The 12,431-nt window shown below is 66.7% G+C and carries 13 protein-coding genes; 3 read left to right on the top strand and 10 right to left on the bottom strand.

All coding sequences use genetic code 11. The features are described 5' to 3' along the window. Window positions 1-61: 61 nt before the first annotated feature. A complete protein-coding gene (locus QRM60_RS09050) occupies window positions 62-685 on the top strand; it encodes an HAD family hydrolase (RefSeq protein ID WP_285446018.1) in 624 nt (207 codons plus the stop codon). A 1,013-nt stretch (window positions 686-1,698) separates the two neighbouring features. On the opposite strand, the gene QRM60_RS09045 is transcribed toward QRM60_RS09050, so the two are convergent. From QRM60_RS09045 to mdcA, 10 genes are all read right to left on the bottom strand, one after another. Next, window positions 1,699-2,418 (bottom strand): GntR family transcriptional regulator, encoded by a 720-nt coding sequence (locus tag QRM60_RS09045; protein ID WP_285446017.1) that lies wholly within the window; start codon window positions 2,416-2,418, stop codon window positions 1,699-1,701. A 79-nt stretch (window positions 2,419-2,497) separates the two neighbouring features. Then, entirely contained in the window at window positions 2,498-3,853 is a 1,356-nt protein-coding gene (locus QRM60_RS09040) for an SLC13 family permease (protein WP_014509127.1), read from the bottom strand. 89 nt (window positions 3,854-3,942) lie between these two features. Beyond that, on the bottom strand, window positions 3,943-4,863 hold the full coding sequence (mdcH, locus tag QRM60_RS09035; RefSeq protein WP_115556856.1) for a malonate decarboxylase subunit epsilon: 921 nt from the start codon (window positions 4,861-4,863) through the stop codon (window positions 3,943-3,945). 163 nt (window positions 4,864-5,026) lie between these two features. Next, complete coding sequence (gene mdcB / locus QRM60_RS09030; protein ID WP_285446016.1) at window positions 5,027-5,866, bottom strand: triphosphoribosyl-dephospho-CoA synthase MdcB; 840 nt, start codon at window positions 5,864-5,866, stop codon at window positions 5,027-5,029. Window positions 5,867-6,189: 323 nt separating this feature from the next. After that, entirely contained in the window at window positions 6,190-6,831 is a 642-nt protein-coding gene (gene mdcG, locus QRM60_RS09025) for a malonate decarboxylase holo-[acyl-carrier-protein] synthase (protein WP_285446015.1), read from the bottom strand. Window positions 6,832-6,833: 2 nt separating this feature from the next. Further along, complete coding sequence (gene mdcE, locus QRM60_RS09020; RefSeq protein ID WP_042597222.1) at window positions 6,834-7,538, bottom strand: biotin-independent malonate decarboxylase subunit gamma; 705 nt, start codon at window positions 7,536-7,538, stop codon at window positions 6,834-6,836. After that, window positions 7,535-8,431 (bottom strand): biotin-independent malonate decarboxylase subunit beta, encoded by an 897-nt coding sequence (locus tag QRM60_RS09015; RefSeq protein ID WP_285446036.1) that lies wholly within the window; start codon window positions 8,429-8,431, stop codon window positions 7,535-7,537. Before QRM60_RS09015 ends, mdcE begins: the two co-directional genes overlap by 4 nt. Window positions 8,432-8,445: 14 nt before the next feature. After that, window positions 8,446-8,775, bottom strand: a complete 330-nt coding sequence (locus QRM60_RS09010) for a hypothetical protein (protein WP_285446014.1) — start codon at window positions 8,773-8,775, stop codon at window positions 8,446-8,448. After that, window positions 8,772-9,089, bottom strand: coding sequence for a malonate decarboxylase acyl carrier protein (mdcC, locus tag QRM60_RS09005; RefSeq protein WP_040940535.1), 318 nt, complete (start codon window positions 9,087-9,089; stop codon window positions 8,772-8,774). Before mdcC ends, QRM60_RS09010 begins: the two co-directional genes overlap by 4 nt. Before the next feature lie 9 nt (window positions 9,090-9,098). Continuing rightward, window positions 9,099-10,745 carry a malonate decarboxylase subunit alpha gene (gene mdcA, locus QRM60_RS09000; protein ID WP_285446013.1) on the bottom strand — a complete coding sequence of 549 codons (1,647 nt, stop codon included), beginning with the start codon at window positions 10,743-10,745 and terminating at the stop codon, window positions 9,099-9,101. Between the two features lie 197 nt (window positions 10,746-10,942). Here mdcA and QRM60_RS08995 point away from each other — a divergent pair, with 197 nt between their 5' ends. Together QRM60_RS08995 and QRM60_RS08990 are read left to right on the top strand one after the other, a co-directional pair. Beyond that, window positions 10,943-11,476 carry a PadR family transcriptional regulator gene (locus QRM60_RS08995; protein WP_285446012.1) on the top strand — a complete coding sequence of 178 codons (534 nt, stop codon included), beginning with the start codon at window positions 10,943-10,945 and terminating at the stop codon, window positions 11,474-11,476. Window positions 11,477-11,583: 107 nt separating this feature from the next. Beyond that, window positions 11,584-12,372 carry a siderophore-interacting protein gene (locus QRM60_RS08990; protein WP_285446011.1) on the top strand — a complete coding sequence of 263 codons (789 nt, stop codon included), beginning with the start codon at window positions 11,584-11,586 and terminating at the stop codon, window positions 12,370-12,372. Window positions 12,373-12,431: the final 59 nt, after the last annotated feature.

The following is a 12,431-nucleotide window of genomic DNA, read 5'->3' as shown; positions in this document are numbered from 1 at the left end:
TGTGCGTGCGGCGAACGTGTGCCGGCGCGTACGCTGAGCCGCCCCATACCCCTGCGTCGCGATGCCCGCACTGATCATTTTCGATTTCGACGGCACATTGGCCGATTCGTTCGGGTTCTTCCTGAGCACCCAGCGCACCCTGGCCGCCCGCCACGGCTTCCGCGCCGCCGAAGCGCATGAAGTGGATGCCGCACGCCGGCTGACCACCCGCGAATTACTCAAACACTCAGGCCTACGCAGCTGGCGTGTGCCGCTGGTGGCCGCCGACTTCATCCGCCTGATGCGCGCCGCACCGGCGCCCGCACTGTTCCCGGGCGTGGACGCGACACTGCGCGCCCTCCACGCCAGCGGCACACGGCTGGCCCTGGTGTCGTCCAACTCGGTGGAAAATGTGCAACGCGCCCTCGGCGCGGAGCTGAGCGCCCTGTTCGCCGTGTTCGAAGGCGGCGCCCACCTGCTAGGCAAACACCGCGCCCTGCGCCGCGTGCTACGCGCCACCGGCCACACCCCCGCACAAGCCATCTACGTCGGCGACCAAGTCGCCGACTGGGAAGCCGCACAGGTGCTCGACCTCCCATTTGCTGCGGTTGCCTGGGGTTACGCCCATCCGGACGTCTTCATGCAACTGCCAAACACACACCTGATTGAAGAGGTTGAGGGATTGCTTGCGTTGCCTGGGCGTTAGCGCTTCAACTGTCGCCTGGCCTGTCCTTTGGATCGTTGTTCGAGGAAAGCCAAACGTGCTGGACGCATCTGCCCAACATGCACTGATTGAACAGGTTGAGGGATCGCTTGCATTGCCCGAGCGTTAGCGCTGCAGCCGCAGCCTCGTCTATTTGTTAGGCACCTTGCCGGAGCAGAGCCGGAAGTGCTGGACGCATCTACCCAACACGCACCTGATTGAACATCTGAGCGGATTTACTCGAATTGCTTGGGCCTATTGCAGCACCGCGCTCTCATGACCTTCGGGAACCTTCCCGAGAGAAGCCGGGCGTACAACGCACCTCTCCACATACACCTGACGACCACTGAGCTGGCTGCTAGCTTTGGCCAAGCGTAGTGCAGCACCCGTACCCTCATCCGCCCTTCGGGCACCTTCTCCCGAAGGGAGAAGGGAGTGGTTTACGTGTTCGTGCGGATCGCCTCTAGCCCACATCCACTCTGCCTCTGCCTCTGCCTCTGCCCATATTTTGAGCGTTAGCCTTTGCTCTGTCGTTGGCCCTTGCTCTGTCGTTGGCTTTTGCTTTGCCGTTGGCCTTGCTCTGCCGTTTGCCTGGCTCCCTCCAAGTCGCCTTAAAGCAAGCCGAGCACCGCAGTCACGCGTGGCCGAAGAGGCGCCCTTGTCTGAGCGTAGCGAGTTTGGGCGCCGTGCCGCGCGTGGCGAGGAGCGCAGGGCACCGGTGCGGCTTCACCGCACCGGATTGCGTCGGCGACAGCGGTTTTGGTTCCTTTTGCCAAGACAAAAGGAACTCGCGCCGCAGGCGCGAAAGCTCTGCACTTGCCGTGCCTTGCCCTGCACTTTGCCGTGCTATGCACGTTGCCGCGCTCCGCACTTCGCAATTGCACCGCACCGCACCGCACCGCACTCAGCACACCCCGAAATACCGCCCAAGAATTCGCTACAGCGAAACAGCCACATGCCGCTGCACCCTCACCCACCCAGCGAACAACGCCTCCCAACAGCAGAACGAAAACCCCCTAAACCCCACCCGACCGCGGCAACGGCGCAGGCACATTCAACATTCCCCCCGCCGCCACATACGCCGCCAACGCCTGCCCCTGACTCAACAAATGCGTGTGCATGGTCCGCTCGGCACCTTCCGCATCGCCGCGCCGCACGCACTCCATCAATTCCCGATGCTCGGCCAACGACTGCGCCATGCGCCCGGGCGTGAGCAACTGCCTGCCGCGGTGCATCTTGAGAATGCGGTGCAGATCGTGGGTGACGCGGATCAACCACGGATTGCCCGCGTAGTGCTGCACGGTCTCGTGGATCAGGTAATTGTTGCGGTAGTACTCGGCAAGGTCGCCAGCAGCAGAGGCCGCTTCCATCGCCGCATGCAGTTCCTCCAGCCGCTGCACACCGGCCGCATCGATGCGCTTGACCGCATCGTGCGCGCAGCGGCCTTCCAGCATCGCCATCACCGGGAACAGCTGGTTGAGGTCTTCCAGCGACAAGCGCGTGACGCGGCTGCCACGGCCGGCGTCCAGCTGCACCAAGCCTTCGGCCGCCAGCAGCTTGAGGCTCTCGCGCAGCGGGGTGCGACTGATGCCCAGTTCCTCGGCCAGGGCGGGTTCGTCGATCCATTCGCCCGGTGGCAGCACGTAGTCGTAGATCTTCTGGCGCAGGCGCTCGGCCACTTCCTCGTAGAGCGGTACGCGCTTCTTGGTCGTGCGCGAATCGGGGGCGAGGATCATGGCGGGAACATCGTCGTGGCAGGGAAGAGGGCGCCCATTCTACGGGCGCGCCCCCCTGCCCTGCCGGCGGCATGCCGGCTCACAGCCAACCCGGCACCACGAACAGCAGCCACGCCACCAGCGGGCCGAGCACCACCACCAGGCCGCTATAGACCAGGAAGCGGCGGAACAGCGCGTCGCGCTCTTCCTTGGCGGCCGAGGCCACCACCAGCGCGCCGTTGGTAGAAAACGGGCTGACGTCGACGATGGTGGACGACACCGCCAGTGCGCAGATCACCCCGGCCGCGCCCAGATGCCCTTGCATCAGGAAAGGCACCGCCAGCGGAATGGTGGCACCGAGCACCGCCGCCGACGAGGCAAACGCTGACACGATGCCGCCCACGTAGCAGACCAGCAACGCACCCAGCAATGGCATGCCAATGTGCGAGACGCCGGTGCCGATATAGTCCACCGCACCGGCCTTTTCCAGCACTGCCACATAGGTCACCACGCCGCTGATCAACAACACCGTGGACCAGCTGATGCCATCCACCGCGCCCTTTTGCGCGCTGGGCGAAATCAGTGCCAGTGCCACCGCAACGGTGATCGACACCAGGCCGACGTTGAGGTTGTAGACCAGCGCAGCCACGCCCAGCCCGAGCAGGCCGACCAGGGTGATCACGCGGTCGCGGGTGATGGCCACCGCTTCCAGCGCAAGCGGGTTGGTCGACAAGGTGCCGCCGCCGGCCGCCACCAACGCGCCGTGGCCTTCGATGGCGAACGGCCGCTTGGAGGCCTGGTCGTCGGCTACCGGCACGTACTGCGCATCGGCCAGCGACAGCTCGTTGCGGCGCATCAACTGCAGACCACCAAAGGCGCAGAAGCAGATGATCGCCATCATCAGGTTGAAGCCCAGGCTGGTGAGGAATACGGCCATCTCGGTGACATCGAGCCCGGCCTTCTCCACCACCTTGTTGGTGATGCCGCCATACACGCTGATGGGCGAAAACCCGCCGCCCTGCGCGCCATGGATCACCAGCAGGCCCATCATCAAGGGATTGATGCGGTACTGCTTGGCAAAGCGCAGTGCCACCGGGCCGATGATGGCCACCGCCGCCGGCCCCAACGCACCAAACGCGGTGAGCAGGCCGGTGATGAGGAACATCACCCACGGGATGGCCACGATGCGCCCACGCACTGCGCGGACTGCCCAGTGCACCAGCAGATCGATGGTGCCGTTCTTCTGCGCGATGGCGAACAGATAGGTGATGCCGACCAGGGTGAGGAACAGATCGCCCGGGAAGCCGGCCAGGACCTCCTTGCCGTCCAGCCCCACCCACACGCCACCGATGATGAAGGCCAGCGCGAAGGCCACCGCACCCATGTTGATGGGCAATGCGGTGGCCACGATGAACATGATCACCAAGCCAAGAATCGTTGCAATTTGCGGGGTCATGCGCCCTCCCAGACACCTGATACGCGTACAGCACGGATGGCCGCCCGCCACCCCAGGGTTACTACCTGTGCACCACGGTCAACCGCACCTCACGCCACACGCTCGCAGGCGGCGCTCACCCACTCGGCGGCACCGTCCAGGCTGTGAAAATCTTCCACCGAGCGCGCTTCGCACGCGGGCAGCAGCTCACGCGCCATGCGTGCCAGCGCGCTGCCCGGGCCAAGTTCGAGAAACACCCGCGCGCCACGTTCGGCGGCCTGCACCAGTACGTCATGCCAGCGCACGGTGCGCGCGATCTGCGCAGACAGGCTGCTCACCACCGCCTGTGGCGTAGTAACGGCGCGCGCATCGATCCCTGCCAGCACGCGCTGCATTGGCGCACGCACGGCGCTGTCGTTCAGCACCGCGGCGAATGCATCGGCGGCCGGCTGCAGCCAGTGTGTATGCGCGGGCACGCTGACCGGCAAGTGGGTGACGCGGGCCCCGCGCGCGGACGCGTCGTTGCCCAGTGCGGCCAGCGCACTGCGCGGCCCGCCGAGCACGGCATGGTCGTCGCCGTTGATGATCGCCACGGCCGCGCCATGGCTCTGGCAGAGCGCGTCCAAGGCGGTGATCGGCAGGCCGACCACGGCCATCAGGCCGGCGTCTGCCGGGCTGATGGCATCCATCACACGTGCGCGGGTGGCCGCGAGGTGGATGCAGGTGGGGATATCGATGCTGCCGGCTACAGCGTGCGCAGCAAGCTCGCCCACGCTGTAGCCGAGCACCAGCGTTGGGGTGGGCAACTGCGCACGCAATGCCTGCCAATGCGCCAACGTGCCGGCGCAGACCAGCGGTTGCGCGATGGCGTTGTCGAAGCGACGCGGATCGGCAGCGAGTGCGATGGGATCGGCGCCAAGCACGCTGGCAGCGGTGGCGATCACCTCGGACGCCGCAGGCAGCTGCGCGATGCGCGCGAACATGCCGGCGTGTTGGCCGCCCTGCCCCGGGCACAGGATGGCGAGGCTCATGCGCGGCCTCGCGATGCGCGCGCCTGACGCGTGCCGCGCGTGCCGTTGTGGCGGCGTGCGCGCTGGCCATTGCCGCGCAGGTATTGCTGTTTGCCTGGCACACCTGCCGCGCATGCAGCAGGCGCGCAAGAAAGCTGTGCCGCCAGCAGCGCGGCGCGCATGCTTACAGCGCCTCCTGCGCATGCAGAAACCACGCACAGGCCAGCAGGTCGGCGCTGCCGCCCGGGCTGAGCCGGCGGGCGACGAATCCATCACCGATGTGCGCCAGCTGCGCACGCCAGCCCGCCTGTGCAATGCCGCCGGCTGCCAGGAACGCGCGCGCCTGCTGTTGCGCATGCGCCAGCCCGGCCTGGCCGCCACGATGCAGCAGATTAAGATCGTCCACCTCGGCGATGAGTTGCATCAAGGTCTGCGCCAAGGCCGCCTCATGCGATGCGCCGCCAGCCAGCGCGGCACGCAGCGACGGCAAGGCCACATTGCGCAGCAGCGGGTAACCGGCTGCGGCCTGCTCGCGCACGCCGGCCACGCGGTACTGCGCACGCATGCGTTGGCCATGACTTTGGGAATCCAGCGGTGCAGCCTGCAGCGCGACGCTCCACTCCTGCACCGCGCAACACACCTGCTCGCCGCTGGGGCTACGCCCATGCAACGCACGCAGGCGCGCTGCCTGTGCGGTGAGCAGGCCGAGGCTGAAGATGGCGCCACGGTGGGTGTTGATGCCGCCGGTGGCACGCGCCATCGCCGCTTCGGCAGCAATGCCGAGTTGGCGCAGATGCTCGAATGGCGCCTGCGCACTTCCGGCCTGCGCGATGGCGACAAAATAGCCGCGCAACGCAAACAGGCTGCGCAGGAAGGTGGACGCATCCATGTCGGTATGGCTGCCTGCATCGAACGGCGTGACCAGGCCCGGCTTGGGCGCGCAGGCCAGCTCGGCGTGCAGCGCGCATACCGCCAGGCGGCCCAGGCGGTGGGCAAGGGGCGATGCGGCGCCTGTAGTGGTCACGCTCGTGCGGGTGTTCGCTGCAGTGTCAGTGACAGCGCTTGCGTGTGGAACGTCGCGCGGTCCTTCGCCTGTAGAAACTCGAACTTGCCGATGTGCCGCATCGCCGCGGAGTGCCTGCGTAACGCGATTCGTTAGCGTGCTGCTGCTTGAAGTGCCAGGCCTTGACGCTAGGCCGATGGCGACCGAGGACAGACGAGTGCCCTCCATATCGATAGCGCACGCTGTTTCGGGCGCGTTACCGGGAATGCCCGTCGCGCTCAGGCGCGCTCCTACGGGAGCTGCGGTGATGCCCCGCGATGCAGGGTGACGTGCTGCACGCATATTCATGCTGCGCACCGCCCTGGAAACAGCGCGGTGCGCGGCAGCAACCGGCATCCGTCGTTGCGCTTCACCAGCACCTGCTGCGCGTCGCCGGCATATTCGCGCCAGTTCACCGCGTTGCCATCGGGCAGCAGCAGTTCGCCATCGGCACGTCGTGCGGTGACGTGTTCCCATTGCTGCAGCAGCGTGACCACCGCGTGCGCCTGCGTAGGCGTGTCCAGTGTCCACAGCAGATCCACGTCCGAAGCGGCATGCACATACGGCAGCCCGGTCACCGCCTGAAACGCAAAGCTGCCGAAGACGCGCGGCTGCATGCCGATGGCTGCGGCCTGCGCCTGCAGCGCCTGCAGCGCGCCTTGCCATTGAGGTGGCGCATGCGAGATGACCTCGGGCAAGGCCAGCGCAGGCACGCTGCGGGCGATGTCGCTCACTTGCGCGCACAACGCAATGCGCTGTTTGCCCTCAGCAGGTGGCAAGGGCACGCCCAGCCGCACTTGGCCGGGCTGTTCAGCGCCATCGCGGCGTGCAACCACCGCCGGAAATCCCGCTGCAAACCAGACCTGCAGCCGAGGCTGTGCTCCAGGCGTGAGCGCCTGCCACGGCGCATCTGCCCGTAACCACACCAGGGCGTGGCGGCCGGCCATGCTCAGGCCTCGCCCGCTGCCACGGCGGCGCTGACATCGCGCGCCAGCGTGCGGCCACCGCGCTCGGCACCGAGCGTACGCCGCTGATCACCGGTGCTGGGCGTTGCCAGGGCATCGAGCAAGGCTTGCGCCAGGTCGCCGTCCCACAGCGATTCCACTGCGCCCATGCGCACGTAGTTTTCGACGCCCGGCGCGAACACCGGCGAGCTCTTGCTCAAGGCTTGCAACGTGTCCACGGTCTGCTTGGTCACGCGCGCCATCGCACGCAGATCCATCACGCGGATCTGCGCATCCGGCAAGGCATGGATGTGGTCGGCCATCAAACCGAACGACAGAAACCCGCCGCTCACCGACTCGCCGTAGACCAGCGTCACCAGCCGTGCGCCGCGTGCACGCGCCAGATCGAGCGACTTGGCCAGATGCGCGAAATAGCCATTGATGCCGAGCAATTCGTCACGCCGTGCCAGCCGTTGCCCGGCGGTGTCGGCCAGCATCACGATCGGCCGTTGCGGATGCGTGCGCGTGCTGGCCAACACCGTGGCAGCCAGGGCGAGCGCATGGTCCACACCGACCTCCAGCTTGTTGGCGGTGCCGATCACGGTGACTTCGCCGGCCGCGGTAGTGGCGCTGCCGGTTAGCACGTCGTCGTTGCAGGCGATGGCGTGGCCCAGCGGAAACAGCTGGTCGAATAACGCACTCAGCGTCATGGCGTGCTCCGGTCGGCAGTGGCCGCGAGGAAGGCGTCGGTGTCCAGCAGCGGCAGGCGCTCCGGGTCGGCAATGCCCTGGCGGCGCCAGATCTCCACCCCGTCGCGGCAATCGCCATACGCGGTGATGTGCGCCGCCAGCGCGTGGTGTTCGCGCTCCAGTGCCTGCAACGCGGCATCGCCTTGCGGTTCGACCAGTGTGTCCAGCGTGGTGGCCGCGGCGTCTGCAAAGGCGGCAATGCGGTCGGGCACCAGCGTCTGTGCATCGCCAATCAAATAGCGGTGCTTGCCGCCGGTGACGCGCCATACCAGCGCGCGATCCCGTGCGTCGAACTCTTCCACGCCACGCACGGTTTCGATCACATCCGGGCCGGACAACGACAGCCGCCCTTCTTCGGACATGATCACCGCACTGCAGCAGCGCGCCACGATGCCCATGCCGCCGAAGGCGCCATTGCCGCTGCCGATCAGCGCCAGCACCGGCACGCCGGCCGCGCGGGCACCCAGGGTGGCGCGCATGATCTCGGAGATGGCGATCAAGCCGGCATTGGCTTCGTGCAGGCGCACGCCGCCGGTGTCGAGCAACAGCACCACCGCATCGGGCGTGGTGGCCGCCGCGCGTTCCAGCAAGCCGGTGAGTTTGGCGCCATGCACTTCGCCAACGCCGCCGCCCATGAAGGCGCCTTGCTGGGCGGCGATGAGGACGTGGCGTCCGCGCAGCCGCCCTTCGCCGACCACGATGCCGTCGTCGAATGCGCCGGGGGTGTCGAGTTGCGCCAGGTGCGGGCTGATCAGGCGGCGACGTGGGCCAACGAATTCAGTGAAGCTGCCCGCGTCCAGTAGCCCGTCGATGCGCTCGCGCGCGTCCGCTTCGTAGTAGCTGCGCTCGGCCATGGGAATGGTGGTGCTCATGCGCGGCTCCGGATGGCGTGTGTAGGCAAGTGGCTGGGCGCGATTGAGGCGTTGTTACTGGTAATGCCCATCGCGCGCGAGCGCGCTCCTACGGTGCTGATGCGTTGGCTGATGACTGCTTGTGTAGGAGCGCACTTGTGCGCGATCGAGGCATTACCGGTAATGCCCATCGCGCGCGAGCGCGCTCCTACGGTGCTGATGCGTTGGCTGATGACTGCTTGTGTGGGAGCGCACTTGTGCGCGATCGAGGCATTACTGGTAACGCCCATCGCGCGCGAGCGCGCTCCTACGAGGTCATGGGTGTGTGCGGGATCGTGGCGGCTCATGCGTCGGCTCCTTGCAGCACGTCGATGGCCTGCTCCAGACGCAGGCTCACCACCGCCGGCGTAGCGCCCACATCGTTGATGCTGATGCGCACGTCCTGCAGCGGGTGACGTGCGGCGAAATCGTCCAGCACCGCTTGCCAAATCTCACCGAAGCCGCGTGCGGCGGTGACGATTTCGATCTCCATCGCGCCGCCCAGCGGCACGCGCTCGACCAGCACTTCCAGATTGCCGGAGGCAACCACGCCGACCAGGGCGTGATCGAGCCCGGTGCGTGCGCCGTTGCGGCCATCGAAGCGATAACGCAGGGTTTCCATGCACTACCCCTACCAGTTGCGAAAACGTTTCGGCGGGTCGTACAACCCACCGGACCAGCGCACCAGGTCCTTGACCGTGCGCGCGGCAAGCAGATCGCGCGTGGCATCGCGCGGGCGGATGCCCAGATCGTCGGGGCGCTTGATGACCCCGCGGTCGCGCAGGTTTTCCACCATGCGCTTGTCGCGGCCCAGGCCGACCGCGGTGTAACCGGACACGCCGCGAATCGCCTGCTCGCGTTCTTCCGGCGTGCGGCACAGCAGCAGGTTGGCGATGCCTTCTTCGGTGAGCACATGGCTGACGTCGTCGCCGTAGATCATCACCGGCGGCAGCGGCAGGTTGGCGCGCTCGGCCAGCTCCCACGCATCGAGCTTGTCGACGAAGGCCGGCGCCATGTGTTCGCGAAAGGTTTCCACCATCTGCACCACTAGCTTGCGCCCGCGCGGCATCTCGCCCGGCCGTGCGGCTTCACGCCCGGCCTTGAGCCACGCAGCGCTTGCATGGCGGCGACCCCGCGCATCCGAGCCCATATTTGGCGCTCCCCCGAAGCCGGCGATGCGATCGCGCGTGGCGGTGGAACTGTTGCCTTGCAAATCGATCTGCAAGGTGGAACCAATGAACATGTCGCACGCATATAAACCCGCGGTCTGCGAAAGCGCACGGTTGGAACGCATGCTGCCGTCGGCACCGGTAAAAAACACATCCGGGCGCGCGGCGATGTACTTCTCCATGCCCAGTTCCGAGCCGAACGAATGCACCGACTGCACGAAGCCCGACTCAATCGCCGGGATCAGCGCCGGATGCGGATTCAGCGCCCAATGCCTGCAGATTTTGCCCTTCAGCCCTAGCGACTCGGCGTAGGTGGGCAGCAGCAGTTCGATGGCAGCGGTATCGAAACCGATGCCGTGATTGAGCCGGTTCACACCGTATTCGGCGTAGATGCCCTTGATGGCCATCATCGCCATCAGCACCTGGATCTCGGAAATCTGCGCCGGGTCGCGGGTGAACAGCGGTTCGATGTAATTGGGCTTGGGCGCGTGGGTGACGAAGTCTACCCAATCGGCCGGGATGTCTACGCGCGGCAGCGTGTCCAGAATTTCGTTGACCTGCGCAATGACGATACCGCCCTTGAACGCGGTGGCCTCCACGATCACCGGCGTGTCTTCGGTGTTGGGCCCGGTGTAGAGATTGCCGTGGCGGTCGGCGGCCTGCGCGGTGACCAGCGCGATGCGCGGGGTGAGGTCGATGAAATAGCGGCCGAACAATTCCAGGTAGGTGTGGATGGCGCCGATCTCGATGCGCCCTTCGCTCACCAGCCCGGCCAGGCGCGCGGCCTGCGGGCCGGAGAACGAGAAATCCAGGCGCTTGGCGATGCCGCGTTCGAACACGTCCAGGTGCGCGGGCAGCGACAGCACCGACTGCACCATGTGCAGGTCGTGCACGCGCGCCGGGTCCACCTCGGTGAGGCAGCGCGCCAGGAAATCGGCCTGCTTCTGGTTGTTGCCTTCCAGGCAGACGCGGTCACCCGGCTCGATCACCGCTTCCAGCAGCGCCACCACATCGTCGGCGGCCACCACCCGCCCGCGGGGCGCGAGCGCGGCGGCGCGCTGCAGGCGCTGGCGGCGGCTCTCGGCCTGGGTGTCCCACTGTCGACTCATCGCGTACGCCTCACCGGGCCGAGCCCGTAATGTCGAAGTAATTACATCGTAATTATGAAGACCTTCCCTGTCTAGCGGCGCTGCAGCATCCAGCTGCGCCGAGCAGTTTCCGTGCCGTGCGAGTCAGCTGGGCGACAGCTGCACGCTTGCGGCGGTTTGCATTCCGATATATCGTTTCGAAAATTTCGATATATCGAATGCGAGCTCCTTCCGACCCCATCGCCGCGTCAGATTTCGACACTCCCGCCGGGCGCGCCCGGCGATCCGGCACCGCGCGCCCGCTTGGCCATGGCGACCTGCGTCTGCTGTTGCTGGCGCTGATCGAGCAGCAGCCGCGCCATGGGTACGAGCTGATGCGCCAGATCGCCCAGCTGTTCAAGGGGCTGTATACGCCCAGCGCCGGCACGATCTACCCGGCGCTGGCGCAGTTGGAGGCCGACGGTTGGGTGCTCACCGACCAGGACCACGGGCGCAAGCGTTACCAGATCACCGAGGCCGGCCGCGGCCACGCCAGTGCGCACCGCGATGCACTGGACGCCGCCCTGGCACGCACGCACCGGCGCGCGCGCGACCTGATCAAGGCACAGACACCGCCGCCGATCCGCGACGCCATCCACCGCATCAAACACGGCCTGTTCGCCCGGCATGGGCAATGGACCGAGGCCGAAACCGCGCGCATTGCCGCGCTGCTCAACGCCGCCGCCGACGGCATGGAGCCAGGCGACACCTGAGCCTGCGCACCGCGCTTGTACGTGACATTGGTCCGCGCCAGCCTGACCGCGCCGACGCGCCCCTCCCCCGCCACGCGCTGCGTGGCCTTCCCCAGGAATTGCACTCCATGGCTGTCCACACCAATACCCAAGTTCGCCGCGATCCCCGCCTGCGCTCCGTGCAGGTGCTGCGCTGCGAAACGATCACCCCGCAGATGCGCCGCATCGTGTTTGGCGGCAGCGAGTTGGCCGGTTTCCAGAGCGATGCACCGGACGACCACGTCAAACTGTTCTTTCCCAATGCCGACGGCGCCTTCGTGCTGCCGACGATGACGGCCGAGGGCCCGCGCTACGACGCAGGCGCCGTGCCCTCGCCCGGCCGCGACTACACCCCGCGCTATTTCGACCCGCAGAGCGGCGAATTGGGCATCGATTTCGTGCTGCATGGCGATGGCGTGGCCTCCAGCTGGGCGGCACAGGCGCAGCCCGGCGATGACTTGAAGATCGGCGGCCCACGCGGCTCGTTCCTGGTAGCCGACGACTACGACCACTATGTGCTGCTCGGCGACGAAACTGCATTGCCCGCAATCGGCCGCTGGCTGGAAGCCATGCCGGCCGACATGCACGCGGAGGTCTACATCGAAATTGCCGACGCGGCCGAGCGCCAGGAGCTGCTCAGCGCTGCCGACGCGGATATCTACTGGCTGGAGCGCAACGGCTTCGACGCTGCGACGAGCACGCTGCTGGAAGACAGCCTGCGCGACTACGAGCCGCACGACGGCGACACGTTCTACTGGATCGGCGCCGAATCGATGCGCGCGCGGGCAATGCGCAAGTTCCTGGAAGAGCACCTGCAGGTAGACAAGGAGTCAGTGCGTGCGAAGGGCTATTGGAAGGCGAATCCGGCTGGGGAGTGAGCCGTTGGTGCGTGGTTTACGGCGTGCGTGGTGCGTGGTGTTGGGCTGAGGGTGGAGCC

It is taken from the genome of Xanthomonas sp. fls2-241-TYG-148 (genome assembly GCF_030208815.1).
Lineage (GTDB): Bacteria > Pseudomonadota > Gammaproteobacteria > Xanthomonadales > Xanthomonadaceae > Xanthomonas > Xanthomonas campestris.
Note: the sequence above shows the minus strand (reverse complement) of the source record. Positions and strands in the feature narration are given on the sequence as shown.